At 59.1% G+C, this 26,478-nt stretch carries 23 protein-coding genes; 8 read left to right on the forward strand and 15 right to left on the reverse strand.

Features of this window, described 5'->3' with window-relative positions:
• Window positions 1-31: 31 nt before the first annotated feature.
• The 7 genes from AAGD24_RS00745 to AAGD24_RS00775 all read left to right on the forward strand — a co-directional run bounded on the left by AAGD24_RS00745 (window position 32) and on the right by AAGD24_RS00775 (window position 7,521).
• Window positions 32-538 carry a TRAP transporter small permease subunit gene (locus AAGD24_RS00745; RefSeq protein WP_036201937.1) on the forward strand — a complete coding sequence of 169 codons (507 nt, stop codon included), beginning with the start codon at window positions 32-34 and terminating at the stop codon, window positions 536-538.
• Window positions 538-1,860 (forward strand): TRAP transporter large permease subunit, encoded by a 1,323-nt coding sequence (locus AAGD24_RS00750; protein ID WP_041332842.1) that lies wholly within the window; start codon window positions 538-540, stop codon window positions 1,858-1,860. The genes AAGD24_RS00745 and AAGD24_RS00750 overlap by 1 nt, the downstream gene beginning before the upstream one ends.
• Window positions 1,861-1,950: 90 nt before the next feature.
• Entirely contained in the window at window positions 1,951-2,997 is a 1,047-nt protein-coding gene (locus AAGD24_RS00755; protein WP_379866226.1) for a TRAP transporter substrate-binding protein, read from the forward strand.
• Window positions 2,998-3,099: 102 nt separating this feature from the next.
• Entirely contained in the window at window positions 3,100-4,467 is a 1,368-nt protein-coding gene (locus AAGD24_RS00760) for a glutamine synthetase family protein (RefSeq protein ID WP_091642578.1), read from the forward strand.
• A gap of 9 nt (window positions 4,468-4,476) precedes the next feature.
• Entirely contained in the window at window positions 4,477-5,862 is a 1,386-nt protein-coding gene (locus AAGD24_RS00765; protein ID WP_041332845.1) for an aldehyde dehydrogenase family protein, read from the forward strand.
• A gap of 45 nt (window positions 5,863-5,907) precedes the next feature.
• Window positions 5,908-7,053: an iron-containing alcohol dehydrogenase gene (locus tag AAGD24_RS00770; protein WP_136634151.1), complete on the forward strand. Its 1,146-nt coding sequence runs from the start codon at window positions 5,908-5,910 to the stop codon at window positions 7,051-7,053.
• A gap of 60 nt (window positions 7,054-7,113) precedes the next feature.
• Window positions 7,114-7,521, forward strand: coding sequence for a TM2 domain-containing protein (locus AAGD24_RS00775; protein ID WP_041332848.1), 408 nt, complete (start codon window positions 7,114-7,116; stop codon window positions 7,519-7,521).
• A 3-nt stretch (window positions 7,522-7,524) separates the two neighbouring features.
• On the opposite strand, the gene AAGD24_RS00780 is transcribed toward AAGD24_RS00775, so the two are convergent.
• From AAGD24_RS00780 to AAGD24_RS00820, 9 genes are all read right to left on the reverse strand, one after another.
• Complete coding sequence (locus AAGD24_RS00780) at window positions 7,525-8,892, reverse strand: wax ester/triacylglycerol synthase family O-acyltransferase (protein WP_305936309.1); 1,368 nt, start codon at window positions 8,890-8,892, stop codon at window positions 7,525-7,527.
• 265 nt (window positions 8,893-9,157) lie between these two features.
• Window positions 9,158-9,526 carry a nitrite reductase small subunit NirD gene (gene nirD / locus AAGD24_RS00785; protein WP_379866229.1) on the reverse strand — a complete coding sequence of 123 codons (369 nt, stop codon included), beginning with the start codon at window positions 9,524-9,526 and terminating at the stop codon, window positions 9,158-9,160.
• 199 nt (window positions 9,527-9,725) lie between these two features.
• Window positions 9,726-12,239 (reverse strand): nitrite reductase large subunit NirB, encoded by a 2,514-nt coding sequence (nirB, locus tag AAGD24_RS00790; protein ID WP_379866231.1) that lies wholly within the window; start codon window positions 12,237-12,239, stop codon window positions 9,726-9,728.
• Between the two features lie 29 nt (window positions 12,240-12,268).
• Complete coding sequence (locus AAGD24_RS00795) at window positions 12,269-13,498, reverse strand: NAD(P)/FAD-dependent oxidoreductase (protein WP_305936307.1); 1,230 nt, start codon at window positions 13,496-13,498, stop codon at window positions 12,269-12,271.
• 295 nt (window positions 13,499-13,793) lie between these two features.
• Window positions 13,794-14,663, reverse strand: a complete 870-nt coding sequence (locus AAGD24_RS00800) for an ABC transporter ATP-binding protein (protein ID WP_379867379.1) — start codon at window positions 14,661-14,663, stop codon at window positions 13,794-13,796.
• A 189-nt stretch (window positions 14,664-14,852) separates the two neighbouring features.
• Window positions 14,853-15,848 (reverse strand): ABC transporter permease, encoded by a 996-nt coding sequence (locus AAGD24_RS00805; protein WP_228210183.1) that lies wholly within the window; start codon window positions 15,846-15,848, stop codon window positions 14,853-14,855.
• Between the two features lie 24 nt (window positions 15,849-15,872).
• Complete coding sequence (locus AAGD24_RS00810; RefSeq protein ID WP_036201974.1) at window positions 15,873-17,228, reverse strand: CmpA/NrtA family ABC transporter substrate-binding protein; 1,356 nt, start codon at window positions 17,226-17,228, stop codon at window positions 15,873-15,875.
• A gap of 212 nt (window positions 17,229-17,440) precedes the next feature.
• Window positions 17,441-18,682, reverse strand: coding sequence for a CmpA/NrtA family ABC transporter substrate-binding protein (locus tag AAGD24_RS00815; protein WP_379866234.1), 1,242 nt, complete (start codon window positions 18,680-18,682; stop codon window positions 17,441-17,443).
• A gap of 22 nt (window positions 18,683-18,704) precedes the next feature.
• Window positions 18,705-19,331 carry an ANTAR domain-containing response regulator gene (locus AAGD24_RS00820; RefSeq protein ID WP_036201980.1) on the reverse strand — a complete coding sequence of 209 codons (627 nt, stop codon included), beginning with the start codon at window positions 19,329-19,331 and terminating at the stop codon, window positions 18,705-18,707.
• A 477-nt stretch (window positions 19,332-19,808) separates the two neighbouring features.
• Between AAGD24_RS00820 and AAGD24_RS00825 the strand changes: the two genes are divergently transcribed.
• Window positions 19,809-22,484: a nitrate reductase gene (locus AAGD24_RS00825; RefSeq protein WP_136633636.1), complete on the forward strand. Its 2,676-nt coding sequence runs from the start codon at window positions 19,809-19,811 to the stop codon at window positions 22,482-22,484.
• Here AAGD24_RS00825 and AAGD24_RS00830 read toward each other — a convergent pair.
• From AAGD24_RS00830 to AAGD24_RS00855, 6 genes are all read right to left on the reverse strand, one after another.
• Window positions 22,464-23,165, reverse strand: a complete 702-nt coding sequence (locus tag AAGD24_RS00830; protein WP_136633637.1) for a hypothetical protein — start codon at window positions 23,163-23,165, stop codon at window positions 22,464-22,466. The two genes, AAGD24_RS00825 and AAGD24_RS00830, sit on opposite strands and share 21 nt — an antisense overlap.
• Before the next feature lie 123 nt (window positions 23,166-23,288).
• On the reverse strand, window positions 23,289-23,807 hold the full coding sequence (locus tag AAGD24_RS00835; RefSeq protein WP_007155157.1) for an Hcp family type VI secretion system effector: 519 nt from the start codon (window positions 23,805-23,807) through the stop codon (window positions 23,289-23,291).
• A gap of 198 nt (window positions 23,808-24,005) precedes the next feature.
• Window positions 24,006-24,800 (reverse strand): energy transducer TonB, encoded by a 795-nt coding sequence (locus AAGD24_RS00840; protein WP_379866237.1) that lies wholly within the window; start codon window positions 24,798-24,800, stop codon window positions 24,006-24,008.
• Window positions 24,800-25,210: a biopolymer transporter ExbD gene (locus AAGD24_RS00845; RefSeq protein ID WP_126810853.1), complete on the reverse strand. Its 411-nt coding sequence runs from the start codon at window positions 25,208-25,210 to the stop codon at window positions 24,800-24,802. Before AAGD24_RS00845 ends, AAGD24_RS00840 begins: the two co-directional genes overlap by 1 nt.
• Window positions 25,207-25,608 carry a biopolymer transporter ExbD gene (locus tag AAGD24_RS00850; RefSeq protein ID WP_136632970.1) on the reverse strand — a complete coding sequence of 134 codons (402 nt, stop codon included), beginning with the start codon at window positions 25,606-25,608 and terminating at the stop codon, window positions 25,207-25,209. The genes AAGD24_RS00845 and AAGD24_RS00850 overlap by 4 nt, the downstream gene beginning before the upstream one ends.
• Complete coding sequence (locus tag AAGD24_RS00855) at window positions 25,595-26,395, reverse strand: MotA/TolQ/ExbB proton channel family protein (RefSeq protein WP_136632971.1); 801 nt, start codon at window positions 26,393-26,395, stop codon at window positions 25,595-25,597. Before AAGD24_RS00855 ends, AAGD24_RS00850 begins: the two co-directional genes overlap by 14 nt.
• Between the last annotated feature and the right edge of the window lie 83 nt (window positions 26,396-26,478).

Genomic DNA, 26,478 nt, shown 5'->3' on the forward strand with positions numbered 1-26,478 from the left:
GGCTCACTAACGCATTGAGTGGGGTCTGTGGATGCCACCGTTCGTCAACGGATACATCCGTTTCGTGGATGCCGTGAATTACCGTGTTGGTCGAGCGGTGATGTACGGCATCTTTGTCATGGTCGCTATTCTGCTGTGGTCGTCCATTTCCAAAGCGTTCTTCCTTCCCTCGTTATGGACGCTTGAAGCCGCGCAGTTCGCCATGGTGGCGTATTACATACTGGGCGGTCCCTATTCCATCCAGCTGGACGCCAATGTACGCATGGACCTGTTTTACGGCGGTTGGTCCGTCCGTAGAAAAGCCTGGTTCGATGTCTTCACCATTTTCTTCCTGATTTTCTTTCTGGGCGTGCTCCTTTACGGCGCCTACGACAGCACGAGCTATGCGATTCAATACGGCGAACGCAGCGCATCCGCGTGGCGACCCTACATGTGGCCGATCAAGGTGGTGATGTGCATCGGCTTCTCACTCATGTTGTTGCAGGCGATATCGGAGCTTTTCAAAGACATCGCCCGCATTCGGGGAGAAGACATCTGATGTCTTACGATCTCATCGCCATTTTCATGTTTGCCTCGATGATGCTGATGCTGATGACCGGCCAGCGCGTGTTTGGTGCCATTGGTGCCGTTGCCGCGGCCTCAGCACTAGCGCTGTGGGGGACCGGTGGTTCTGATATCCCCTTCTCATCCGCCATGAAGCTGATGAACTGGTATCCGCTACTGACGCTGCCGATGTTTATCTTCATGGGCTACGTGCTCTCGGAATCGAAAATCGCCGACGATCTCTACCGGATGTTCCATGTCTGGATGGGGCCGATTCATGGCGGGCTTGCCATTGGCACCATTGGCCTGATGGTGCTGGTGTCAGCCATGAACGGTTTGTCGGTTGCCGGTATGGCCATTGGAGCCACCATCGCCCTGCCCGAATTGCTCCGGCGGGGTTATGACAAGCGTATGGTCACGGGCGTGGTTCAGGCGGGTTCATCGTTGGGCATTCTGGTGCCGCCCTCGGTGGTGCTGGTGCTGTACGCCATGATTGCCCGCCAGCCGGTGGGGCAGCTATGGCTTGCGGGCGTTGTGCCGGGGCTGATCATGGCGGTGATGTTTATCGTCTACATTGCGGTGCGGTGTCGTCTCCAGCCCGAGCTCGGGCCTGTGCTGCCAAAAGAGGAGCGCCAGGTCAGCCTGGGCGAGAAGTTACGCCTGCTGCGTGCAGGAGTTCTGCCGGTGGTTATTTTCGCCTCCATGATGGTGCCGTTCGTCAAAGGCTGGACCAGCCTGGTGGAGAGTTCCGCCATCGGTGCCATGGCGGCATTCGTCGCAGCGATCCTCAAACGCCGGATGACCCGGGCCGTGTTTGAAGCCTCCGTACGCCAGACGCTGGCCATTTCCTGCATGTTCATGTGGATCATCCTCGCCGCCCTGGGTTTCGGTGCCGTGTTTGATGGGCTGGGCGCGGTAAAGGCCATCGACAGCCTGTTTACCGAGCAGCTGGGGCTGAACCCCTGGATGATCCTGATCATGATGCAGTTGTCGTTTCTGTTGATGGGTACCTTCCTGGACGATACCGCAATGCTGGTGATTGTGGCGCCCCTGTACGTGCCGTTGGTGGCAGCTCTTGGCTTTGATCTTATCTGGTATGGCGTTCTCTACACGATTACCACCCAGATTGCCTATATGACGCCGCCTTTCGGTTACAACCTGTTCCTGATGCGGGCCATGGCGCCGCCTGAGATTTCCCTGCGCGATATCTACAGTTCAATTCTCCCGTTTGTCTGCGTGATGCTGGTGGCACTGTCGCTGATCATGGCCTTTCCACAGATTGCGCTCTGGCTGCCGGAGTACGTTTACAACAGGTGAACCGTCAACGTTTTTGGATGAGTACGAATGTCGAGTAACACCCCGGAGGCCGGCCGGCTTCCATAACAAGCGTCAGTCAAGGAGGTCGACATGACCACAAGACGTCATTTTCTCGCATCAGCATCCGTAGCAGCACTGGCCGGGGCCGCCGCCCTCACGCCACCCAGACTTTACGCGCAGGAGCCAAAAATACGATGGCGGCTGCAAACCTACGCCGGGCCGGCCCTGGCAGAGCATGTGGTCAAGCCGGCGATCGACAGTTTCAACCGTATTGCCGGCAAAGAGATGCAGATCGAGCTCTATTTTGCCGATCAGCTTGTGCCCACGGGGGAACTGTTCCGCGCCATGCAGAAAGGCACCATTGACGCGGTTCAGTCCGATGACGATTCCATGGCCTCACCCACCGAGGTTACTGTTTTCGGTGGCTACTTCCCGTTCGCCAGCCGCTATTCGCTGGACGTACCCGTGCTGTTCAATCAGTACGGCCTGAATGAAATCTGGGATGAAGAGTATTCCAAGGTGGGCGTGAAACACCTGTCCGCCGGTGCCTGGGACCCCTGCCACTTTGCCACCAAAGAGCCGATCCACAGCCTCGAGGATCTCAAGGGCAAGCGTGTGTTCACCTTCCCCACTGCCGGCCGTTTCATGAGCCAGTTCGGCGTGGTACCGGTTCAACTGCCCTGGGAAGACATCGAAGTCGCGGTGCAGACGGGTGAGCTGGACGGGATCGCCTGGTCGGGTATTACCGAGGACTACACGGTGGGCTGGGCGGATGTGACCAACTACTTCCTGACCAACAACATCTCCGGTGCCTGGGCGGGATCCTTCTTCGCCAACATGGACCGCTACAACGAGCTTCCGGATCATCTCAAGGAACTGCTCAAACTGACCATGGACAGCTCCCACTACTACCGTCAGTGGTGGTATTGGGGAGGCGAGGCCAAACTGCGTACAGACGGCGCGAAGATGAAGTTGACCACCATTCCGGACAAGGAGTGGGCAGAAGTTGAAAAGGCCGCGCGCGTGTTCTGGGACGAGGTTGCCCAGGAATCCGAAACCAAGGCCCGGGTGGTCAAGATCCTCAAGGAATACAACGAGAAAATGGAGAAGGCGGGGCGGCCCTATCGATACACCTGATGGGATCGCAGAGAAACACTGCGTTCAGTGGCGATCACTACCGGATTTACTCGTCACTGAGCGCGGCGCCTTTTAGCCTAACTGATATTGCGGAGCGGTGAGATGGCAGCTCAACTGTCTTTTAAGGAACTGAAAACGTGTGTCGAGGACGGCACCATTGATACGGTCGTGGCGGCGATTCCGGACATGCAGGGGCGTCTCATGGGCAAGCGCTTCCAGGCCCAGTACTTTATCGACACCGCCTGGGAAGAGAGCCACTGTTGCAAGTACCTGGTGGCGACCGATCTGGAAATGACAACGGTGGAGAACTACGCCTCGACCAGTTGGGCGGCCGGCTATGGCGACTATGTGATGAAGCCGGACCTGACCACCCTGCGCCGCCTGCCATGGCTCGAGGGTACCGCCTTTATTCTGTGTGATCTGATTGATCACGCCACCCATGAGCCGGTACCTCACTCGCCCCGGGCGGTGCTGAAAAAACAGCTGGAACGGTTGTCAGCCATGGGGCTGCAGATGACCACGGCCACCGAACTGGAGTTTTTCATTTTCCGGGAGACCTTTGAGGAGATGCAGAAGCGTCAGTATCACCATATGACGCCCATCAGCCCCTATAACGAGGACTACCACATCTTCCAGACCACCCGTGAGGAAGACGTGATGCGGCCCATCCGCAATGGGCTCTACCAGGCGGGGATCACGGTCGAGAGCAGCAAGGGTGAGGCCGACGCTGGTCAGGCCGAGCTCAACATTCACTACTCCGACCCGCTCGCCATGGCCGACACTCACGTTCTGGTGAAAAATGCCGTCAAGGAAATCGCCTGGCAGCACGGGCGCAGCGTGAGTTTCATGGCCAAGTGGAACCACAACGCCGCCGGGTCATCCAGCCATATTCATCAGGCCCTCTCGGACAGTGCCGGAAAATCAGTGTTCTATGACCCCAATGGTGCCCATGGTATGTCCAGAACCATGGAGCATGCGCTGGCGGGGCTACTGGAATACGCCAACGACACCACTTTCTTTCTCGCGCCTTACGTTAACTCGTACAAGCGATTTGCCGCCGGCACCTTTGCCCCGACCAGCACTGTCTGGTCCATCGACAACCGTACGGCCGGTTACCGCGTTGTCGCACCGAACACGGACGCCGTGCGAGTGGAGTGTCGCATCGGCGGGTCGGACCTGAACCCGTACCTGGCGTTGGCATCGCAGATTGCCGCCACCATCGCCGGTATCGAAGGCAAACTCGAACTGGAGCCGGAGTTCTCCGGCAATGCCTATGGCGCCGAGTCTGCGCGCAGTATCCCAGCCACATTGAGGGCAGCCACGGAATCGTTACGCGGCTCGACCATGCTGCGGGAAGCCATGGGTAACGACGTCATTGATCACTACGTGCGCTGTGCGGAGTGGGAGCAGGAAGATTTTGATCGTGTGGTTACCGATTACGAAGTCAAACGTGGATTTGAGCAGGCGTAGGACACAGCTATGAGCACACCCATTCAATGCATATCGCCCATCGATGGTTCCGTGTACGTGGAGCGCACAACGCTTTCCCTGGAAGCCGCGCGGGAGGCCGTTGCCAGGGCAAAAAACGCGCAGCCGGACTGGGCCGCCCTGCCACTGTCAGAGCGGGTTCAGCGGGTTCGCGACGGCATCGCCCGACTCGGTGACATGAACGACGACATCGTGGAAAAACTGGCGTGGCAGATGGGGCGGCCCGTGCGCTACGGCGGCGAGTTCGGCGGCGTGGATGAGCGTGCCGGGATGATGGCCGATCTGGCGGAAGAAGGACTTGCCCCCATCGAGATTGAAAACAGCGCCTCCTTTCATCGCTACATTCAGCGCGAACCTCACGGCGCTGTGTTGGTTGTCGCGCCCTGGAACTATCCCTACATGACGGCGGTGAACACGGTCGTTCCCGCCCTGATTGCCGGTAACGCAGTGTTTCTCAAACACGCGTCACAAACGCCCCTGGTCGGTGAGCACATGGCGGAGGCGTTCCATGCCGCCGGTGTCCCCAGCGAGATCTTCCAGAATGTGTTCCTGTCCCACGACACCACTTCCGCGCTGATCGCGGAAAAGGCCTTCGGTTTCGTCAACTTTACCGGCTCGGTGAATGGGGGGCAGGCCATAGAACGGGCCGCCGCCGGCACGTTTACCGGCGTAGGGTTGGAGCTTGGTGGTAAGGACCCCGGTTATGTGATGGACGATGCGGATCTGGATGCCGCCGTGGAGACACTGATCGACGGCGCCATGTTCAACGCCGGCCAGTGTTGTTGTGGCATTGAGCGCATTTACGTCGCCGAAAACCTGTTTGAGGCGTTTGTTGAGAAAGCTGTTGCCATCGTCAGCGGCTACCGGCTTGGCAATCCGCTGGACAGAGACACAACGCTCGGCCCGATGGCGCATGTCCGCTTTGCCGACCATGTCCGGGAGCAGACGGCAGAGGCCGTTGCCAGCGGTGCCAGGGGACTGATCGACCCCGAACTCTTCCCTGAACAGGGCGGCGCCTATCTGATGCCGCAGATCCTTATCGACGTGGACCATTCCATGCGGGTCATGCGGGAGGAGTCCTTTGGCCCGGTGGTTGGCATCATGAAAGTCAAAGATGACGCTGAAGCGGTCGCACTGATGAACGACAGCGAGTTCGGCCTGACCGCGTCCCTGTGGACCAGAGATATTGACCGCGCCACGCGGGTGGCCGATCAGATTGAAACCGGCACGGTGTTCATGAACCGTTGTGATTATCTGGACCCGGCGCTTTGCTGGACCGGCTGCAAGAACACCGGTCGCGGTGGAGGGCTTTCGATCATCGGCTACCACAACCTGACGCGCCCGAAATCGTATTACCTGAAAAAACCGGTGAACTGATATCCGGATCAACAGACAACCCGATTCTCTGACGAGGGGCTGACAATGACACTCTCCGCAAACTGGTCCTATCCCACGGATATTCGTTTTGGCGCCGGCCGTATTGCCGAACTCGGCGAATGCTGTAAGGAGGCAGGTATAACCCGGCCGTTACTGGTGACCGACCGAGGGTTGGCAAGCCTTCCCATTACCCAGGACACGCTCGATTTAATGGAGAAGGCTGGCCTTGGACGAGCCATGTTTTCAGAGGTTGATCCCAACCCCACGGAAATCAACATGGAAGCGGGCCGGAAGGTCTTCCTCGATGGCAACCACGACGGCGTGATCGCCTTCGGCGGAGGGTCCGGGCTGGACCTGGGTAAATTGCTGGCCTTCATGGCCGGTCAGACCCGGCCGGTGTGGGACTTCGAGGATATTGGTGACTGGTGGAAACGCGCGGATGCCGATGGGATTGCCCCCATCATCGCCGTACCAACGACCGCAGGCACGGGGTCGGAGGTCGGTCGAGCCAGTGTCATCGTCAACAGTCAGAGCCACGTCAAAAAGATCATTTTTCATCCCCGGATACTGCCATCAATTGTGATCTCCGACCCCGAATTGACGGTCGGTATGCCGCCATTTATCACTGCGGGAACCGGCATGGATGCGTTTATCCACTGTTTTGAAGCCTTCTGCTCCCCCAACTTCCACCCCATGAGCCAGGGTATTGCGCTGGAGGGCATGCGGCTGGTGAAAGAAAACCTGCCCCGGGTGTATGCGGATGCTGCCGATATCGAGGCTCGCGGGCAGATGCTGGTCGCCGCCGCCATGGGCGCTGTAGCTTTCCAGAAGGGGCTGGGGGCGACCCACGCGGTCTCCCATTCGGTCGGCGCGATCTATAACACCCACCATGGCATGACCAACGCCGTGGTGCTGCCGTCGGTCATCACCATGAACCGACCAGCGATCGAAAACCGGGTCGACGACATTACCCGCTACCTGGGCATTGCCAATGGCTTTGACGGGTTCACCCAGTTCATCATGACGTTGCGGGAATCCCTTGGCGTGCCGGAGCGTTTGAGGGACATGGGTGTGGGGACGGATCGCATTGAGGAAATGACCAGAATGGCACTTGAAGACCCAAGTGCCGGTGGCAACCCGGTGAAGATGACAGCGGAAAACACGCGAGCTTTGTTTGAAGCCTGCATCTGATTGATCTATTGTCGGTTTTGGCCAAATTTCACGCCAAAACCCGAGCCAAAAGGAACGCAAATGGCAGACAATCAGGACACCCACAGCAAACTCATCGGCTACCTGCTCTGGATCTTCGGTTTCCTGGGGTCGCACCGCTTCTACTACGGCAAGCCCATCACCGGCACTATCTGGTTTTTCACCCTGGGGTTGCTGTTCATTGGCTGGATCATCGACCTGTTCCTGATACCGGCCATGGATCGGGAGGCGGATCACCGGTTCCGTGAGGGCGAGGTCAGTTTCAACATCGGTTGGATTCTACTGACCTTCCTTGGCGTATTTGGTATCCACCGGATGTACATGGGCAAGTGGATCACCGGAATCATATACCTGCTGACGGGCGGTCTGTTCCTGGTGGGTGTGCTTTATGATTTCTGGACATTGAACAGCCAGATCTCGGAGCGGAATCAGGAAGTGAAGTTCGGCTAGGCGTTACAGCCCGGCCGCCTGCTCCAGCTCGCTCAGGCCGTCTTCAAGATAATCCAGCATGCGCTGCAGGCTGGGCAGGGTGCGACGGCAGCCAATCAGCCCGAACTCCACCTGGTCGCAATAGCTGGTCAAGGTCATGTTCAGGGCAATCCGGTCCATGGCGATGGACACCGGATACATGCCCTCAAGCCTCGCGCCGTTCCAGAAACTGGGTTCCTTGGGCCCTGGTACGTTGGAGATGACCACGTTAAAGGTCTGCCACTTCGGCGCCAGCCCCGTTAGCAGGTTGAAGCTCGCCGGGGCCAGCAGCAGCGCCGTGTAATTCAGGATTTCCTCCGGCGACATGGCCGCGTAGCGCTGTTTGGAGGCTTTGACGTCTTCGTGGATATAGCGCAGCCGCTCAGCCGCGTCGTTCAGGTGGGTGCCCAGGGAAGCGAGGATAATACCCACCTGGTTGCCACCGGAGCTGTCATCCGTGCGCAGGGAAACCGGTACCATGGCGACCAGCGGTTTTTCTGGCAACGCGTCCTGATTCATCAGGTAGGTCCGCAGGGCCGTGGCACACATGGTCATGACCACGTCGTTAACCGTTGTACCGAAGGCGGTGCATACGGCACGGATGCGTTTCAGATCATAGGACTGGGCCGCAAAACGGCGGGAGCCGGTGATCTTGCCGTTGAGGACGCAGCGCGGCGCGTGGAAGATGGAATCGTAGGCCGGGTCCTTGCGGGCCCGGTTAACGGTGTTCAGCAGCGCCTTGGTGACCGCCGGAACCGTGCCCAGCTGTTTACCCGATTCCCCGAGCAGATGGGCAACGTTGCGCCACATCGACGGGCCTTCATCGTCGTCACCGCTGCGGCTGCGGCGCGGCAGCGACCAGATCGGCGGCATGTTTCGCTGCTCCGGGTCCTGTGACAGCATGCGCTGGAACAGGCGCATGGCAGACACACCATCGACCAGAGAATGGTGTACCTTGGTGTAAACGGCGAACTGCCGGTCTTTCAGGCCTTCAATCAGGTGGAACTCCCACATGGGCCGTTCCCGGTCCATCAGGTGGCTGTGCTCGGCGGAGACAAACGACAACAACTCCCGGACCCGGCCTGGCGTGGGCAGAGCCTCAAAGCGGAAATGATGCTCCAGGTCCAGCTGTTCGTCTTCTACCCAGACCGGTTGACCGAACCGACTGCCCAGGCGCCTGTCGAAGGGAGGTGTGACGATGGTTTCCTCCCGCAACTGGTCCGCAAGTTGGGCCACATAGTCATCCGGTGCATCCTCGGGGAACGAGAACAGCTGCAGGCCGCCAACGTGCATGGGCTGCTGGCGTTTTTCCAGCCACAGGAATACCTGGTCTACCGGGCTTAGTGCTTTCACGAAACAGATCTCGCCTTGTTGTGATTATTGTCTGGGAGTCAGTGTTGCAGCATTTCTGGTTTGGGGGAAGTTTCGGGTTTGTGCTGAACAGGCCTGTTTTGTTGGTCTTGGGGGGAGTCGCCGCTTCGGGGGGTGGGGTTATTTTTTCTTTGGGAAAAAGAACTCGCTTCGCTCAGACACCTTTTTCCTGGCAGAAAAAATAACCCCACCCCCCAAATCGGCTTTTCGCACCATGGTGCGGCCTGCCGGGGAACTGACTCATAGTCTATGCTACGGCTGATTCTTTGTTGGACGTCGGGATTTCGATTCGGACGTTGTTGCCGTCCAACAAGACCGGGTACGTTTTCACGGCTACCTCTTCGTCCTCCAGGCAGTGGCCGGTCTGCAGGTTGAAGTGTTGCTTGTACAGCGGAGACGCCACCACCGGCTGCCCTTTCAGATCCCCGGTAATCCCCCGCGCCAGCACGTTCTTACCGGTAAACGGATCGGTATGACTGATCGCAAACAACGCCGGCAACCGATGCGGCAGATAAAACACCGCCACCGGCCCATCCTCGGTCCAGACCGCCACACCGGACTCCGGCACAAGATCATCAACGGTACAAACAACGTCCCAGGAAGTGCGTGATTTCATAACGTTCTCCAATGTCGTTCAGGTTCGCCAAAGGCGTTAACTCGTAATTTGATAAGCATCTAACCAGCGATAACTGGTGATCCAATGAGCGTGGGGGTCGATATTTTTTCCCGCCAGGAAAAAGGTGTCCGAGCGCAGCGAGTTCTTTTTCCCAAGGGAAAAAATATCGACCCCCGCGCTCCACCCCAAGCCACCAGTCCTAAGCAGGCTCCCCCTCAAGCAGAGGTCGACGCTGCTCCCGTTCGGTAGTCCACTCCTGAACCGGATCCTTCTTCTCCGGAGCATTCACAAACTCCCGGAACCGCTTCCGCTTCTCAGGATCCTCAACCGCCGTCTTCCACTCGCACTGATAGGTATCCACCAGATCCGCCATGTGATGCTCCAGCTCCTGACCAATACCCAGGCTGTCCTCCAGGACCACCTGCTTCAGATAGTCCAGGCCACCTTCCAGGTTCTCCATCCACACACTGGTGCGTTGCAGACGGTCCGCGGTGCGCACGTAGAACATCAGCACCCGGTCGATTGCGCTGATCAGTTCCTCGTCGGACAAATCCGTGGCAAACAAATCCGCGTGGCGCGGACGCATGCCGCCGTTGCCGCATACGTACAGGTTCCAGCCGTTCTCGGTGGCGATCACGCCGATGTCCTTACTCTGGGCTTCCGCACATTCGCGCGTGCAGCCGGACACCGCCATCTTGAGCTTATGGGGGGAACGCAGACCCTTGTAGCGGTTCTCCAGAAAGATCGCCATGCCCACGCTGTCCTGCACGCCGTAGCGGCACCAGGTGCTGCCGACGCAGGACTTCACCGTACGCAGGGACTTGCCGTAGGCGTGGCCGGTTTCGAAGCCGGCGGCGATGAGTTTTTCCCAGATTTCGGGCAGTTCGCTCAGGGTGGCGCCGAACAGGTCCACCCGTTGACCCCCCGTGATCTTGGTGTACAGGTTGTATTCCTTGGCCACTTCACCCAGCACAATCAGCTTGTCCGGGGTGATTTCGCCGCCCGGCACCCGGGGCACGATGGAGTAGGTACCGTTCTTCTGCATATTGGCCATGAAGGTATCGTTGGTGTCCTGCAGGGGCACGTGGTCGGTGGCCAGGATGTGCTCGTTCCAGCAGGTGGCAAGGATGGACGCGACGGCCGGTTTGCAGATATCGCAGCCATGGCCCTTGCCGTGATCACGGATCAATGTCCGGAAGGTGCGGATGCCATTGACCTTCACGATATTGAACAGGTCCTGGCGGCTGTACGGGAAGTGCTCACAGATGTCCTTGCTGACTTCCACGCCGCGTTTTTCCAGTTCGCTGTCCACCACGTTTTTCAGCAGCGCCGCGCAGCCACCACAGCCGGTGCTGGCCTTGGTTTCTGCCTTAACACCGGCAAGGTCGGTACAGCCGGCATCGATCACGCCACAGATATCGCCCTTGGACACGTTGTGGCAGGAGCAGATCGAGGCGGTTTCCGGCAGGGCATCCGGGCCCAGCGCGGGAGCACCGCCCTGGTTTTCCGGCAGAATCAGGGTCTCCGGGTTCTCCGGCAGCTCAATGCCGTTCAAGGCGTATTGCAGCAACGTGTCGTAGTGGCTGTTGTCGCCCACCAGGATGGCGCCCAGCAGGGTCTTGCCATCCTCACTGATCACCATGCGGCGGTAGTGGCCGGCCTGCTCATCGTTAAAGCGGATGTTGCGGGCGCCCGGCGTCTGGGCATGGGCATCGCCGATCGAGCCGACATCCACACCCAACAGCTTGAGCTTGGTGCTCATGTCGGCGCCGGTAAAGGCGGCCTCACGGTCACCATTCAGCACGGAGGCCAGGGTGCGGGCCATGGTGTAGCCTGGTGCCACCAGGCCAAAAATCTTCTCACTCCACAGCGCGCACTCGCCAATGGCGTGGATGTGGGGGTCGGAGGTGGTGCACTGGTCGTTGATGACAATGCCACCGCGTTCACCCATGGCCAGTTCGCTGGAACGGGCCAGGGCGTCCTGGGGGCGGATGCCGGCGGAGAACACGATCAGGTCGGTTTCCAAATGGGTGTCGTCACTGAAATTCATCCGCAAGCGGGCTTCTTCGCCTTCAACGATTTCAGTGGTGGCTTTCTCAGTATGAACCTGCACCCCGAGCTCTTCGATTTTATGCTTTAGCAGGGCGCCGCCGTCAGCGTCGAGCTGCACCGGCATCAGCCGGGGTGCAAATTCCACCACGTGGGCGTCCAGGCCCAGGCTCTTGAGCGCATTCGCGGCTTCCAGACCCAGCAGGCCACCGCCCACCACAACGCCGGTTTTAACACCGTCGGCGCTGGCACGGATGCTGTCGAGGTCTTCCAGGGTGCGATACACCAGGCAGTGGGGGTGCTCGTTGCCTTTGATGGGCGGCACGAACGGATAGGAACCGGTGGCCAGCACCAGTTCGTCGTAGCCGTAATCGCCCATCGGTGTGGTAATGGTTTGATTGGCGCGGTCGATGCCGGTTACCTGTTCGCTCAGGCGCAGGTCGATGTGGTTCTCGGCGTACCAGTCGGCGGTGCCCATGGCCAGGTCGGCATGGGTGGAACCACCAAAGTACTCGGACAGGTGAACCCGGTCATACGCCAGCAGTTTTTCTTCACCAAACACCTTGATGTCGAAATCGGCCGCTGCCGGGGTTTCCACCAACTGTTCCAGGAAATGGTGGCCGACCATGCCGTTGCCAATCACGATCAGGGTTTTCTTGCTCATGGTAATTCCTCTCTCTGTTCCCGGCCGCTTTACGCGGCTTCGCAGTAGTGCTTGCCAAAGGCCAGATGGGCCCGGTAAGGGCTGATGTCATCGGCCTGTTGAATGCGTTCGCTGTACCAGGGGCCGTCGCTGGTTTCACCGAAGAGCACGGCGCCTGTGAGTCTTTGGTCGCGAATCAGCAGGCGGCAGTAGCGATTGGTGTCGTAGTCCTGCCAGACCACCGATTCGGTCTCAGCGTCCGCGTCGGTCTGGCCGCAGGAAAATATCGGGATGCCGCTGATTTTCAGGCGCGTCGGGATGATGGATGGCTCAAACGTCGCCTGGCTGTTCTCGTCGCACAGCACCTGTGCCAGCACGTCCGCCTGTTGATAGCCGGGCTCCACCAGCCCGAAGGTCTGGCTGCCGACCTGGCAGCATTCGCCTAGTGCATGGATGTATTGGTCGCTGGTTTGCAGCTGCGGATTCACCCGGATGGCGCGTTCACAATCCAGCCCCGCTTCCAGAGCCAGTTCCGTGTTCGGGGTAATGCCCGCGGCGATCACCACCAGGTCGGTGCTGATCAGGGTTTCGTCGTCCAGCTGCACGGCACGGACCACATTGCGACCTAGCAGGGCCACGGGAGATGTTTGCGTGCGAATGGTCAGCCCGCGTTTGGTCAGGGCCTCTTCCAGCAGGGCGCCGCCGGCCGGGTCGAGTTGCCGGTTGAGAAGATGGCCGCTACGGTGCAGTACGGTCACCGCCATACCCCGGCTGCGCAGGCCTTCAGCCGCCTCCAGACCCAGGAAACCACCACCGATGACCACCGCGCGGCGATGGCGTTGGCTGATGTTGATCAGACGGCGGGTATCCTGCAGGTCGCGGAAGCCCATCACACCGTCCAACTCCTCACCCTTCAGGCCAAGACTGGCGGAGCGGGAACCGGTGGCCAGAACCAGGCTGGTGTAGTGTTGAGTCCGCCCGCTGGCAGTGGTAACCGTGCGCTCTTCCCGGTTAATGGCGGTAACGGGATCTCCCTGATGCAAGGTGATGTTGTTGTGCTGATACCAGTCCGATTGCTGCAATTGCAGACTGTCTTCGTTGGCATCGCCGGCCAGCAGGGCCGAAAGCTGGATGCGGTTGTAGGCAGGGCTTGCCTCGCCATTGAACACCACAATGCGTGCAAAAGGCCGATGCGGTTGAGCAACCAGTTTTTCGAGCAGACGCTGGGCCACCATGCCGTGTCCGCAGATAACGAGAGTCTGTTCTGCCTTTGCGCTCATGATGGTGATGCCCTTCTTGTGTCCAAAACGAAAAAAGCCGGAGCATCTGATTCCCGAAGGAACTCGATGGTCCGGCGCCAATGCCAACAACAATGATCTGATGGTCCGGCCGATCCTTAGCCGGGACATTCTTCCCTGTATTTACATTAGCGAACGCCGTGCCAAAATTATTAGTCCTTTATTTACAGTAAGTTGAAAGATGTCGCTTTGAGCTTGGCCCGAAAACTGTGCGCTCTGACAGGGCGACGTGCACCGGATGAGTGCTTCTGAAGGGCGCGAGCGTCTCCGTTTGATTTCATGCAATGCGGCGAACGGGGCTCTCAGAATGCTCGTTATCGACATCCGGTGAGCTGTCTTCCTGCGACGCCGCTTCGGCTTCAGCGGTGGGCTTATCCTGTTCATCCTCGCCTTTGCCGGGGAAGCGCTGCTTTTCATACAGGAAGGACAATACCGCCTGACGGTAGCGCACATACTCTGGATGGTCGGCCAGGGTGACCCGGTTGCGGGGTCGCTCCAGTTCAATGTGCAACTCCTCCCCGATAGTGGCAGCCGGCCCGTTGGTCATCATCACAATGCGGTCCGACAGCAGCACCGCCTCGTCCACGTCATGGGTAATCATGATCACGGTGCTGTTCAGGTCCTGCTGAATTTTCATCAGCGAATCCTGCAGGTGGGCACGCGTCAGCGCGTCCAGTGCGCCAAAAGGCTCGTCCATCAACAGTACGCTTGGCTTCATCGCCAGTGCCCGGGCGATCCCGACCCGCTGGGCCATACCCCCAGAGATCTCTCCGGGGCGTTTATCCAGAGCGTGGTCCATGTTGACCAGTTTCAGATTGTGAAGAATCCACTCTTTCCGTTCCGCTTTGCTCATGGATTTGCGGAATACCTGCTGCACAGCCAGTTCAACGTTCTCGTAAACCGTCAGCCAGGGCATTAACGAGTGATTCTGAAACACCACCGCCCGTTCCGGCCCCGGTGTGTTCACCTCATGACCGTCCAGCACACAGCCACCGCGGGTAGCCTGAAGCAGGCCGGCCACAATATTCAGCACAGTGGACTTACCGCAACCGGAGTGGCCAATCAGGGAAACGAATTCCCCTTTACGAATCTTCAGGTCGACGTTTTCCAGTGCTACGAATGGCCCATCTTTTGTATCAAAGGCCATCTGCACATTGGTCAATTCAAGATGCGACTTACTCATAACAATCTCCTCAAAACTTGCGGAGCGCCGGGCGGTATTGGCCTCCCGGGACCGTCAAAAACATGGATGTTTTTGTCGAGCGTACAGGGACGTATTCACCGCGTGTCCCGGGAGGCCAATACCGCCCGGTGCGGCCTTCACCAAAGTCAGAGGCTACTCGTTCCAGGCAACCCGCTTCTGAATCAACAACATGATTCGATCAAGAAGGAAGCCAATAAAACCGATGGCCAGTACCGCCACCATTATTCGGCTCAGGGATTCACTGCTGCCGTTCTGGAATTCGTCCCAGACAAATTTTCCGAGGCCGGGGCTCTGAGCCAGCATTTCGGCCGCTATGAGAACCATCCAGGCGATGCCCAGGGACACTCTCAGGCCGGTGAAGATCATCGGAACAGATGACGGCAACACGACCTTGCGAACGTGAGTCCAGAATGACAGTTGCAGCACTTTTGAAACGTTTAAAAGATCGGGATTTACCGCTGAAACCCCAACGCTCGTGTTGATCAACGTCGGCCAGAGGCTGCACAAAGTGACGGTGATCATCGATGTCAGGAACGACTTCTCGAACATCGGGTCATCACTGACATACGTGGCGGAGACCACCATCGTGACCAGCGGCAGCCAGGCCAGTGGCGATACCGGTTTGAAGATCTGGATCAGAGGATTGATGGCCGCCGAGAAGTGGCGGTTCAGGCCGATAATGATGCCCAGAGGCACGGCAATAAGGGTTGCCAGTACAAAACCGGCCAACACCGTACCCAGGCTGGTAAAGATCTGGTCAATGAACGTGGGTGCGCCGGGATAGTCGCGGATTTTCACCTCCGCGTCCGGGTTCTCCGCCAGGATGCGTTCGTTGCGATCCTCCTGCATGGTGACAAACTGCGCCGCCCGGTCCCGCTGGTTGCTGTGCTCCTGCCACAACTGCCCAGACTGCTCCAGCACATCGGCGGGGCCCGGGAAGGCCCCCAGCGATGTTTGCACCTGGGGCGCGGCCAGATGCCAGAAGCCGAGGAACAGCGCGATACCGATAGCTGGCAGCAGCAACTGGCGGAAGGTTTCGGCCAGGTTCTGGCCGGACAGCTTTTCCGTCAACGCACGGAGCCAGCGTTGGCCTGATGATAACGAGTCGGTCTGGCTGAGCGTGGTCATGTGATGTCTCCTGACACTCAAGTCTTAAGGGGTTTGCGAGCCTTTCAGGCCAATCTCAAAGCTGTCGATGTAGGCGTTCGGTTCCCTCGGAGTGAAGGCCACGCCATCGATCAGCTCGCCCTGGTGCGGGCGCGCAAAGTTTTCCGCATCCAGGTCCGGGAAATCCTCTGCCTTGAGCGTGCCGTCCTCGATCAGGGTTCGGGCCGCTTCCTTGTAGATATCCGCGCGATAGACCTTGGCTGCGGTTTCCATATACCAGTCGTCGGACTTCGGCTCGGCAATCTGCCCCCAGCGGCGCATCTGGCTCAGATACCAGATGGCATCGGAGGGATAGGGGTAGGTGGCGTAGTAGCGAAAGAACACGTTGAAGTCCGGCACCTTGCGGACATCGCCTTTCTCGTACTCGAAGGTGCCGGTCATGGAGTTAGCGATCACTTCCTCGTCGGCGCCCACGTAGCTTGAGCGGGACAGGATTTTCACCGCCTCTTCACGGTTGGCGTTGTCATTTTCATCCAGCCAGTGGGCGGCGCGGATCAGTGCACGAAGCAGCCTGAGATGGGTGTTGGGATACTGTTCTGCCCAGGCTTCAGTAACACCGAATACTTTCTCAGGGTTGTTGGGCCAGATTTCGTAGTCGGTGATGACCGGCACGCCGATGCCTTTGAACACTGCTTGCTGGTTCCAGGGCTCACCCACGCAATAGCCCTGAATGGTGCCGGCTTCCATGGTGGCCGGCATTTGCGGTGGCGGCGTGACCGACAGGTGAACGTCGGCGTCTATGTTGCCGCTGGTGTCACCACGCTGGGGAGCGTAATAGCCCGGGTTCAGGCCGCCTGCAGCGAGCCAGTAACGAAGCTCGTAGTTGTGGGTGGACACCGGGAAAACCATGCCCATGCGAAAACGCTCGCCCTTGTCACGGTACTGGTCGATGACCGGTTTCAGAGCAGTGGCGCTGATCGGATGAGCGGGATTGCCGTCGCTGCCGTCTTCAATGTGTGGGCGCATTTGCTCCCATACGTCGTTCGATACGGTAATGCCGTTGCCGTTCAGGTCCATGCTGAACGCGGTGATGATGTCCGCCTGGGTGCCGTAACCAATGGTCGCACCAAGTGGCTGGCCTGCCAGCATGTGGGCGCCATCAAGGGTGCCGGTCACCACGCCGTCGAGCAGGACTTTCCAGTTGGCCTGGGCTTCGAGTTCCACGAACAGGCCTTCATCCAGGAAAAATCCCTGTTCCCAGGCAATGGCCAGTGGCGCCATGTCCGTCAGTTTGATGAAGCCGAGCTTCAGGTCTGGCTTTTCGGCCGGGCCGATGTCGGCGTGTGCTGAGCCCGCCGCCGTCAAGATCAAGAATGTCGCTGCCAGTGTTCTCAGTTGCATGGTGCTCTCCCGGAGTATTATTCAGACAAAAAAAAGCCTGCCCCCCGTTTCCGGGATGCAGGCCTCAATGCCTGATGTTCTGTCAGTTTTCGTCACTGCCGTTTACCCGCGCAGTGAATGCAAGATCGTCCATGTTGACAAAGCAGTCTGCGTGCCATGTTTTTAAATTATTGATATTTATAAATAATAATGAATGAGCACAAAAATGAGTGTTATTGAGGGCGGGATTTCGTGGCTGTTTTAGTGCGTGACGCTTCTTTATTGGGCGTAGCCTTGGGGTTGTCGGCCAGCCAGTCGTGGAGGTGCTCTCCCAACAGGCGGTCGCTGGCAACATCCACGGGGCCGTAGCGCCCCGACAGGGTAAAGGGGAGTTGGTGCCGGCCCTCGGTCTTGCTGTCGATAACCGGTGCGTCAATGCCCATGGAAGCTGCGGCGTTGCGGAACAGATCCGGCCTGACGACCTGACGAACCATGGCGCCGTCCACCGGGCCGAGTTGACCCCGGAGCGTCAGGCGGGTTGCCAGCCAATGGGCTTGCGACAGCCAGGGGAAGTTGGCGGAGTGGCGAAAAAAGTGTTGATGCAATCGCGGATGGAACAGACTGTACGGGTGGTTATCCAGCACGTTGATCTGTTCACCCAGATACTCGGGCCTGGCCAGGATGTCCCGTAGCAGGCGATGGTTGTGAGGGTTATCCAGCCACTGACAGGCTGCAAGCAGTGCCCGCAACAGGTGCCGGTGCATCACGTTGTGCTGCTCCGTCCAGTCGGCGCGCATACCCAGAACCTTTTCAGGGGCGTTCTGCCAGATCTGGTGGCCGGAATGGAGAATATGCCCCAGCTTCTCGTACTCCAGCAAGCTGTTCCAGGGCTCACCGACGCAGCAGCCTTCGATGGTATTTGATCGAAACGCGTCCACCATCTGTATCGGGGATACGGGGATGATCTGCACGTGCTTTTCCGCGTCTGGCCCGGCAGAGGCCAGCCAGTCCCGGAGCTGAAGGTCATGGCTGGACCAGGGCGCCACGGAGGCCAATCGTATTGGCTCGCCTCTGCCCCTGGCCACGCGTATCAGCGCGCGAGCGGTGGCAATGGGGTTCTCCAGATCCGTGGCTGAATGGGTCAGTTCGTGATGCAGCCGAGCGCTGAGGGTAATCCCGTTGCCGTTGCGGCTCAGCACCATGCCGACCACAACGGGCACTTTGGGGCGGTCGGTCGCCAGGGACATACTCAGCGGCATCGGCGCCAGCATGTGGCCGCCGTCCAGCAGGCCAAAACTGACCTTGTCGCGCAATGATGCCCAGGAGCCTTCACGCACCAGTTCCACGTCCAACCCTTCGGCATCAAACAGCCCCAGCTCTCGCGCAACAATCAATGGTGCGCTATCGAGCAGCGGCACAAAGCCGAGGCGGACATTGAATCCGGGATGCTTGTGAAGCGGGGTTGGACGAACCATGGATGCTCCCTAACAGCGTTGATCAGGATGCTTTCTGGATGGCACCGGCCGAGCCCTGGCTGTGTCGTTCCAACAGCTTGATAACGCGCCCCGCCATCACCGCCAGGCGTTCGCTGTGCTCCATGGCAGAGCTGCGCAGCATACGATAGGCCGTTTCCTCGTCGCAGTTTTCATGCCGCATGATCAGCCCTTTGGCTTTCTCAATAACCTTGCGGTCTTCCAGTGCCGAGCGGGTTTCCTCCAGCTCTGCCCTCAGTGCCTGAAAGGATTCGAACTGCGCTACGGCTGAGTCAATGATCGAGCGAACCCGGTCCGGCTGTATGCCGTCGACAACGTAGGCGCTGACCCCCGCCTTCACTGCGGCATGGATGGTGGCGCGATCACCGGGCTGGTCGGCGAAGAAAACGATGGGCCGGGGTGCGTGAGTGTTGAGGGTGCTCATGTTCTCCAGGGTATCCCGGTCGGGCGAGTCCATATCAATGATCACCATGTCCGGCTGGTCGCGGGCAACCGCTGCGGTCAGGCCGGTAGCATCCGGGCGCTGGCGAATGACTTCATGGCCCTCATGTCTGAGCGCCTGGCAAACCTGGCTTGCCCGTTCGGGGTCCTTGTCGATCAGAAGGATGCGAAGGGGTTCTGGCGAATTCATGATGGTTTCCTCGATGTACAGGCATTGGATGCCTTTCTCTTTAACGCTGTCAGCAAAACGGTTCCATCAGTGTCAGTGCAATAAATTTGCCAGGGTCACGGGAAGTGCCTTGCGAGCAGGGGAATAGCCGTTTCTCAAGGTCATGGGCAAATATTTTTATTCGTTAACTGTGCGCTCTGATTGGGCGTTTTTGAGCGTTTTGCACTGTTATGACTCCTGGCACGGGGGTATTGAGCGGTCCCAGAGTTTGCTGAAACACCTGCTGGCCGGTTTTCTCCGGGAGTGGCCCTGGATTTGCACGGGCTTTGGGAAACGTTTGTAGCGAAAGCTGACACGCCAACCATAAACTGCCAGGCCCGGGGTTACTTGATCCCGGTACTGAATGCTGGCAACGAAGCCCGCATGCCCGGTTCCTGCCTGTTCAGGGAGTTCCGGACATTGCGGGCTTTTTTGTGCGTGTAACACTCAGGAGACACCGTGGACTTACTCAACACTACTGGCCCGGACCCGGTTCATACCACCTGCCCCTATTGCGGGGTAGGCTGTGGCGTGATGGCCTATTCCGACGGCGGCACACCGGTGGCCGGGGACAAAGACCACCCTGCGAACAAGGGGCGTCTGTGTGTGAAAGGTGCCAGCCTTCACGAAACCACCGGCCAGGAAGACGGACGGTTGCTGTTCCCGATTGTCAGGGGGCGCCGCAGCGAATGGGAGCAGGCGCTGGACGAGGTGGCACATGCGATACAGGACAGCGTCAAGACTCACGGCCCACAGTCGGTGGCCTTTTACCTGTCGGGCCAGTTGCTGACCGAGGACTATTACGTCGCCAACAAGCTGGCCAAAGGGTTCATTCGCACACCTCATGTGGATACCAACTCCCGGCTTTGCATGTCGTCGGCTGTGGCTGCTCACAAACGGGCCTTTGGGGCGGATGTGGTTCCGGGTTGCTATGAGGACCTGGAACTGGCGGACCTGCTGGTTCTGGCTGGCAGTAACGCCGCGTGGGCGCATCCGGTGCTTTACCAGCGTATGAAGGCCAGTGCGCGGGATGGGCGTCGAGTGGTTGTTATTGATCCACGCCGCACCGCCACCAGTGAACTGGCGGACCTTCACCTGGCGTTGCGGCCAGGTACGGATACGGTATTGTTCAACGGTTTGCTGAGTTGGCTCGCCGATCACGGTGGCCTGGATCAGGCCTACATTGATGCGCACTGCCAGGGTTTCGATAACGCATTGGCAAGTGCACGGGCGGCGGCCCCAAGCGTCGAATCGGTCGCAGAGCAGTGTGATCTTGCGCCGGAGGATGTCGAAACCTTTTATGCCTGGTTTGCTCAGACGCCGCGCACCGTCACCGGCTTTTCCCAGGGCATAAACCAGTCGATTGCCGGCACCGATAAAGGCAATGCCATTATTAACAGCCACCTGGCGACAGGCCGGGTGGGTAAGCCCGGAGCGGGGCCCTTCTCCCTGACCGGCCAGCCCAATGCCATGGGTGGACGGGAAGTGGGCGGGCTGGCCAATACCCTGGCCGCTCACATGGATTACGACAGCCCGGGAGCCCGATCACGAGTGGCGGATTTCTGGGGTACCGGTGCGGTGGCCGATGGTCCGGGCTACAAGGCCGTGGACATGTTTGAGGCGGTTCACCGTGGTGATATCCGGGTGATCTGGATCATGGGAACCAACCCGGCGGTCAGTCTGCCGGATTCGGCCCGGGTTCGGGAGGCCTTGGCGCGTTGTCCCACCGTGATTGTTTCAGACTGCGTCGCCCACACTGATACCACGGACCTCGCGGACATCCTCCTACCCGCCGCTGGCTGGGGGGAAAAGGATGGCACCGTCACCAATTCGGAACGCCGTATTTCGCGGCAGCGTTGCTTCCTACCCCTGCCCGCGGAAGTAAAACCGGACTGGTGGATCATGAGTTCCGTGGCCGGAAAACTGGGGTTCGGCGAGGCATTTAACTATAAGCGGCCAGCGGATATCTTTCGCGAACACGCAGCCCTGTCCGCCCATGAGAACAACGGTGAGCGCCTGTTTAACCTTGCCGGGCTGGCTAACCTTTCGGACGCCGGCTATGAGGCGCTGATCCCGGTGCAATGGCCAGTTATGGAGGGCGCTGGAGTGGAGGCTGAAGGCTCGACACGACTGTTTTCCGATGGCCGTTTTGTCACCGACAACCAGCGTGCCCGCTTTGTCGCCATCAACACCCGATTGCCCGCCCAACAAACCAGTGACGACTACCCCATGGTGGTCAATACCGGCCGTATACGGGACCAGTGGCACACCATGACCCGAACCGCCAACACCCCACGATTACTGACCCACCGCTCAGAGCCCTATGTCGACGTGCATCCCGACGACATGGTTGCGCACCAGCTGAAGGAGGGGCATCTGGCGCGGTTGAGCCTCGGTGACGGCGGTTACGTGGGGCGAGTCCGAAAGAGCCCCGATCAGCGTCGTGGCGAGGTATTTATACCCATCCACTGGAATCGACAGTTTGCGTCCAGTGGGGTTGCAACACTGCTGACCGAATCAGTGACAGACCCAGTTTCGGGCCAGCCGGAGGCCAAACATGGGCGAGCCGACATAACGCCATTCCGCGCCCGTTGGCATGCACGATTGCTGGTCAGGCGCAATCGGCCCCGGGGCTGGCAGGCCGACTACTGGTGCCAGGTGCCACTGCAATACAGCGACAGTTGGTGGCTGGCCGGGCGGCAGCCAGTTGACTGGCCGGCGTCGATGACAGAGTGGCTGGGCGGAAAAGCGCATCTGGTAATGGCCGATGTGGCGCAGGGGCGGTTTCGCGCCGCCCGGCTGGTCAACGGGCAACTGGAAGCGGTGTTGATGGTCGACAGCGATCCGGCGTTGATACCGGAGACCAGTTGGCTGGATCGCTGTTTTGCCGAAACAGAACTTTGCGACTCCAGCCGCCGGGCGCTGTTGGCTGCACGGGACGTCGACGTGGAAGATCCGGGCGCCATGATCTGTAGCTGTTTTCAGGTTGGGGAAAACCAGATAGCCGGTGCCATTGCTGAAGGGGCGCAGTCGATAGAAGCCCTGGGTAATAGCCTGAAGTGCGGCACCAATTGCGGGTCCTGCATTCCGGAGTTGCGCGACCTGCTTGCGGTATCAGTCCGCGAGAGCGCGTAACAGAACCAGGGGGACCCGGTATCGCAAGCCACGGCTGCGCCCGGTGCCCTCCACGGTGCAGGTTTTCCGGTTCACCCGAATGATCCGACCTTCCAGCTCACGTTTGCCGGCGCCAAAGCTCACCGCATCCCCGATCGTCCAGTTCGCTATGAGTTGGCGTGTATCTGGCGCCTCAATGGGATCGTCGGGCACGGAAAGCCCTGCCTTTTCGGCCTGGATGGCGAGATGACGCCTGGCTGCCTCAGCACCGCCGCTGGCGTGGAGCTCGTCCAGTATCCGGTAGAAATGCTGATTATGGACGGAGCCCCGGTAGCGCTGGCCTGACACATGCTGGAGTAGGTGCGCAAATTCGTGGCAACAGGTGTGCGCCAGCAGGTTCAATGTGGTGACCGTACCCCCGAAATATTCTCTCTGGCGAATCTCCCGCCCGGATAGCCAGCCGCCAACGGCATCAGGCTGGTGCTTATCCATAATCATGCGCTTGCCGTAGGTGATCTGGTGCTGTTTCAGGCGTGGGTCAAAACGATGGTAGGTGGCCTGGCCCGAGCCGACACGGCATAGCAGGGTAGTGGAAGGGAGTTGATCGCGAACCCATTGTCGGGCGGGCGTCCATAGTATGGCGTGCGTTGTATCGCACATTAGTTGGCCAATACTGCGAGCCATGGGTGCTTCAATAGTCATCGATCAGGCGCATGTGGAGGTGGCGGGAAACACTCATGCCCTGATGATACCGGGTGTTGGTCTTGCCGTAAAAACAACAACGGCCAGCAAAGGCTGGCCGTTGTGACTTCGTGGACCGGAGGCTTAGCCTTCGATCGGCGAACGCCAGTCGTCCGCACCGGAAGTACCGGCAACAGCGTGTTCCCAGGTCACTTTACGGTAGGACAGGGACGCGGTTACCAGCTGGGTGAAGTCAGCGCTGGCGGCATCCTGGCAGTGCGGCATGTTGCACTGGATGTCGATGATGGTGGCATCTTCCAGGATGGTGGAGAAGAAGTGCTCCTGCTTGCCTTCAACAGAGGTGCGGTACCACTTCAGCTCAACCTTCGGCAGCATTTCGCCAGAAGCCAGGGCGTTGTACATAAGCGGGGTTGCTTTGTTCAGCGCGGAGGTGAACTTGAACGGCTTGTGAACGCGCTGACCGGAAGGCTGACCGGACTGGGGATCGGTCGGAACGGTGACAACGTGGCTGAATTCCTGTACCAGCACTTCGTCTTCGTGACCTTCAACGTAGATGTTGCCTACGGAGTCGGAGGTGAATGCGCCGGCGGTGATGTTGCCCTGAGTTTGGCCTTCGATGCTGATATAACAAGGAGTTGGCATAGTCTGCTCCATGACGTGTGAATGAGTAAGTGTCCTCGGGATCTCCCTGGACACTTAACACATAACAAAGGCCGTGCCAGAAACATAAATGTCTTTAATAACAGTAAGTAACGGTCTCCAGGTTGATAGCCTAAGGCTGGGCCAGGCAATCGGTTGCTGGCTTTGGGGCGAGATTTTGCTGGTCGAGCAAAAAATTGCTCAACGTAGGTTGAAATTAATCGGCAGGGTATAGGTGAAGGTCTGGCCTTTCATGGAGTCGGGTACTTCCGGCAGTGGTTCGGCGTCCTTGAGCATGTCCAGCGCAGCATCATCGAGCAACGCATGGTTTGAGGAGGCGTGCAAAGAGTGGTCTACCAGAGTGCCATCACGGCTGAACTCGAAAACCACCACCGGAGCGCCTTCCTGGCCAAGACGACGGGCACGACGTGGGTATTCGTAGTAGCGCCCCAGATGCCGGCTCAGTTCCGTGAGGTAGCGGTCCACATCGGAGGACTGTCCGGCAGTGAGTTCAACCTGCTGGCTGAGGCTTTCTTCTTCAGCAGTTTCAGCAGTGTTTTCGGACACTTGCTCCGTGCTCGTGTCGCTTTCAGTCGCATCAACCTGGGGCTCAGGCTCTGTTACTTCGGGTTGCGGTGTCGGCTCAGGTTCGGGTTGTGGCTCGGGTTCCGGTTCCGGCACAATTTCTGGCTCTGGCTCTGGCTCTGGCTCTGGCTCTGGCTCTGGCTCTGGCTCTGGCTCTGGCTCTGGCTCTGGCTCTGGTTTCGGAGTTGGCTCTGGGGGCGTTTCCTGTTCAACGGGGGGCTGGGGTTCGGGGGTTTCGGGCGCCGGTTTGCCGGCCAGGGAAATCTTGATAGCAGGCGCGGAATTAACGGCGGCGTTTCCGAGCGGTTTCAGTTCAGGAATTCGCTCGGGCGTGGCGATTACCACCACAATTGCAGTGATAACAACGGAAACGAGCAGAAGAAGGCAACGGACGGTCTTGCTGGCACCCATCAACTGGCGGGCTCCGTCAGCAGGATGACTTCCTGATAGCCGTTGTCCTCCAGCACACGAAGCAGCGACTCCAGATCAGACATGGCAATCTCGCGTTCAGCGGCGATTTTCAACGGGGATTCTTCATCCGGCGCTGGCAATGCCTTGGGAAGGCCCTGCGTCGTTACGGTGCGGCCGTCGACTTGCCACTCGCCTTTTGCAGTGACGGTCAGATCGGCATAGGGCTGCTCATTACCGGCTTGTTGCCCGGTACCCGGTAGCTCTGGCAACGGGGTGTCTGACAGTTGGCCTGCCACGATAAAGAACATCAGCAGCAGGAATACCAGGTTGATGAGCGGCAGAAGGGCGTCCTCGAGACGCTCCATCAATGATTTGCCCGAGGTAACGGGCGGCGGTACCAGATCCGTCATGGCTGCTCCGCAGCGTCAGGGGTGCGCTTCCAGTGGGTGGTAACGCCACTGTCAGTGAGCTGGCTGTAGGCCTGGGTGAAATGGGTCAGTTGGGTGGCAGACTCTGTGGCGAGGTTGATTTCGCTGACGCCACCGGCCCGGAGCTGCTGGACCAGACTGTCCACTCCATAGGTTTCTCCCTGCCAGCGAGCCTGGCCATCACGCTGGACGACCACTTCGGGGATCGGCTCTCCGGTGACTGAACTGGTGTCGCCCGTGCTGTTGCTAAGCTCCATGAAACTGACCGGCAGCAAACGGCTGGTGAGCATGAAGAACACCAGCAGAATGAAGACCACATCGATCAGTGGGGTGATGCGGATCGGGATCGGGCGTGCCGGGCGTGGTTCAACCAGTTGCATTGGCCAGGCGACCCTGATGCTCGTCCCCGGAATACTCCACAACGCGCCCGGTCCTGGTGCCGGTGGCCGGTGCCGACTCATCGTGGGTCTCCAACGCCGATTCGCTTTCCGTTGTGGCGACGGGGACCGAGAGAATGGTAACCAGTGCGCTATTGATGGTTTTCTGGATACGCCGCAGGCGGAATTCAATCCAGGCGGCCAGTGCGGCAAACGGAATGGCGATAACCAGGCCGGCCGCAGTTGTGGTGAGTGCTTCGTAGATGCCGCCGCTTAGCTGGGAGGCATTGGCGCGCCCTTCGGTGGCGGCCATGGCTCCAAACGCCTCCATCATGCCCAGAACGGTGCCTAAAAGGCCCAGCAACGGTGCCAGCGCGGCAATCACTTCGATGATCTTGAGCGGTGCCTCGAACGGCTCGAGGGCTTCATGGGCGTCCCTGGCGACGGACTCCCGAATCTGCTGGGGATCGGTGCCGGCATTGCGGGCGTTCATGGTGTTGACGATCAAGTGGTGCAGTGGGTTCAGTCGGGCGTATCGGCCAGCGGACCGTTGCAGATCCTCCGCCACGTTGTCGCCAGGCCTTTGTTGCCATTTTGTAATGGCCTTTTTAAGTTTGGCAGTAAACCTGGGGGCAAAAAAAGTGCCGAATAACATGAGGTAAAGAAAGGTGACAACACCTGCCAGGGCAATCGCCAGCAACACAATCATGACGGGGCCGCCCATTTCCAGCAGCTGACTGACCGGGCCGGCGCTGATTCCGGTGGCGTCGGCGAGCAGGGACTCGGACATTGGGGAAACCTCAGTTAAGAAAATAGGTCTAAATAGTAACGATTATCATTGAAATTGCAAGTTCTGTAACCTGCTGAAACCCG

The sequence above is a fragment of the Marinobacter sp. M5B genome (assembly GCF_042604615.1).
Classification (GTDB): domain Bacteria; phylum Pseudomonadota; class Gammaproteobacteria; order Pseudomonadales; family Oleiphilaceae; genus Marinobacter; species Marinobacter salarius.

Excerpts from the sequence above, each read along its gene's own strand:
- AAGD24_RS00745 (WP_036201937.1), top strand. The coding sequence starts at position 32 with ATGCCACCGTTCGTCAACGGATACATCCGTTTCGTGGATGCCGTGAAT.
- AAGD24_RS00750 (WP_041332842.1), top strand. The coding sequence starts at position 538 with ATGTCTTACGATCTCATCGCCATTTTCATGTTTGCCTCGATGATGCTG.
- AAGD24_RS00755 (WP_379866226.1), top strand. The coding sequence starts at position 1,951 with ATGACCACAAGACGTCATTTTCTCGCATCAGCATCCGTAGCAGCACTG.
- AAGD24_RS00760 (WP_091642578.1), top strand. The coding sequence starts at position 3,100 with ATGGCAGCTCAACTGTCTTTTAAGGAACTGAAAACGTGTGTCGAGGAC.
- AAGD24_RS00765 (WP_041332845.1), top strand. The coding sequence starts at position 4,477 with ATGAGCACACCCATTCAATGCATATCGCCCATCGATGGTTCCGTGTAC.
- AAGD24_RS00770 (WP_136634151.1), top strand. The coding sequence starts at position 5,908 with ATGACACTCTCCGCAAACTGGTCCTATCCCACGGATATTCGTTTTGGC.
- AAGD24_RS00775 (WP_041332848.1), top strand. The coding sequence starts at position 7,114 with ATGGCAGACAATCAGGACACCCACAGCAAACTCATCGGCTACCTGCTC.
- nirD (WP_379866229.1), bottom strand. The coding sequence starts at position 9,526 with ATGAAATCACGCACTTCCTGGGACGTTGTTTGTACCGTTGATGATCTT.
- nirB (WP_379866231.1), bottom strand. The coding sequence starts at position 12,239 with ATGAGCAAGAAAACCCTGATCGTGATTGGCAACGGCATGGTCGGCCAC.
- AAGD24_RS00795 (WP_305936307.1), bottom strand. The coding sequence starts at position 13,498 with ATGAGCGCAAAGGCAGAACAGACTCTCGTTATCTGCGGACACGGCATG.
- AAGD24_RS00800 (WP_379867379.1), bottom strand. The coding sequence starts at position 14,663 with ATGGCCTTTGATACAAAAGATGGGCCATTCGTAGCACTGGAAAACGTC.
- AAGD24_RS00805 (WP_228210183.1), bottom strand. The coding sequence starts at position 15,848 with ATGACCACGCTCAGCCAGACCGACTCGTTATCATCAGGCCAACGCTGG.
- AAGD24_RS00810 (WP_036201974.1), bottom strand. The coding sequence starts at position 17,228 with ATGCAACTGAGAACACTGGCAGCGACATTCTTGATCTTGACGGCGGCG.
- AAGD24_RS00815 (WP_379866234.1), bottom strand. The coding sequence starts at position 18,682 with ATGGTTCGTCCAACCCCGCTTCACAAGCATCCCGGATTCAATGTCCGC.
- AAGD24_RS00820 (WP_036201980.1), bottom strand. The coding sequence starts at position 19,331 with ATGAATTCGCCAGAACCCCTTCGCATCCTTCTGATCGACAAGGACCCC.
- AAGD24_RS00830 (WP_136633637.1), bottom strand. The coding sequence starts at position 23,165 with ATGACTATTGAAGCACCCATGGCTCGCAGTATTGGCCAACTAATGTGC.
- AAGD24_RS00835 (WP_007155157.1), bottom strand. The coding sequence starts at position 23,807 with ATGCCAACTCCTTGTTATATCAGCATCGAAGGCCAAACTCAGGGCAAC.
- AAGD24_RS00840 (WP_379866237.1), bottom strand. The coding sequence starts at position 24,800 with ATGGGTGCCAGCAAGACCGTCCGTTGCCTTCTTCTGCTCGTTTCCGTT.
- AAGD24_RS00845 (WP_126810853.1), bottom strand. The coding sequence starts at position 25,210 with ATGACGGATCTGGTACCGCCGCCCGTTACCTCGGGCAAATCATTGATG.
- AAGD24_RS00850 (WP_136632970.1), bottom strand. The coding sequence starts at position 25,608 with ATGCAACTGGTTGAACCACGCCCGGCACGCCCGATCCCGATCCGCATC.
- AAGD24_RS00855 (WP_136632971.1), bottom strand. The coding sequence starts at position 26,395 with ATGTCCGAGTCCCTGCTCGCCGACGCCACCGGAATCAGCGCCGGCCCG.